The organism is Streptomyces sp. NPDC007945 (assembly GCF_042958885.1).
Taxonomy (GTDB): domain Bacteria; phylum Actinomycetota; class Actinomycetes; order Streptomycetales; family Streptomycetaceae; genus Streptomyces.
Map to the genome: position 1 here is coordinate 1 of NZ_JBIBJV010000026.1, position 1,147 is coordinate 1,147.

General features: G+C 57.3%; 1 rRNA gene. It reads right to left on the reverse strand.

The features are described from left to right. Positions 1-842: ribosomal RNA gene (locus tag ACFZCF_RS31955) — 23S ribosomal RNA — on the reverse strand; the annotation flags it as partial. Positions 843-1,147: the final 305 nt, after the last annotated feature.

The following is a 1,147-nucleotide window of genomic DNA, read 5'->3' on the forward strand; positions in this document are numbered from 1 at the left end:
TGGGTTCGGTCCTCCACGAAGTCTTACCTCCGCTTCAACCTGCCCATGGCTAGATCACTCCGCTTCGGGTCTTGAGCGTGCTACTGAAACGCCCTATTCGGACTCGCTTTCGCTACGGCTTCCCCACACGGGTTAACCTCGCAACACACCGCAAACTCGCAGGCTCATTCTTCAAAAGGCACGCAGTCACGAGACACAAGCAAGCTTGTGTCCGACGCTCCCACGGCTTGTAGGCACACGGTTTCAGGTACTATTTCACTCCGCTCCCGCGGTACTTTTCACCATTCCCTCACGGTACTATCCGCTATCGGTCACCAGGGAATATTTAGGCTTAGCGGGTGGTCCCGCCAGATTCACACGGGATTTCTCGGGCCCCGTGCTACTTGGGTGTCTCTCAAACGAGCCGCTGATGTTTCGTCTACGGGGGTCTTACCCTCTACGCCGGACCTTTCGCATGTCCTTCGACTACATCAACGGTTTCTGACTCGTCCTGTTGCCGGCAGACAACAGAAGAGAGATCCCACAACCCCGCATGCGCAACCCCTGCCGGGTATCACACGCATACGGTTTGGCCTCATCCGGTTTCGCTCGCCACTACTCCCGGAATCACGGTTGTTTTCTCTTCCTGAGGGTACTGAGATGTTTCACTTCCCCTCGTTCCCTCCACACTGCCTATGTGTTCAGCAGTGGGTGACAGCCCATGACGACTGCCGGGTTTCCCCATTCGGAAACCCCCGGATCAAAGCCTGGTTGACGACTCCCCGGGGACTATCGCGGCCTCCCACGTCCTTCATCGGTTCCTGGTGCCAAGGCATCCACCGTGCGCCCTTAAAAACTTGGCCACAGATGCTCGCGTCCACTGTGTAGTTCTCAAGCAACGACCAGCCACCCATCACCCCACCGCAAGCGGTGAGTTCACTGGGGCCGGCATCGCGAAGGTCCAGCCAATCGGCCGTACCCTCAGACACCCAACAACGTGCCAAGCGTGACCTTCTCGGTTCGTCCCGTGTTCCACGCCGAAGCAGTACTTACAGGAGACTCTGAAGAATCACGCCAACTAATCAACGTTCCACCCATGAGCTGACCGTGCAGAACGTTTGCCTGCAATCGGTACTGTGCTCCTTAGAAAGGAGGTGATCCAGCCGCA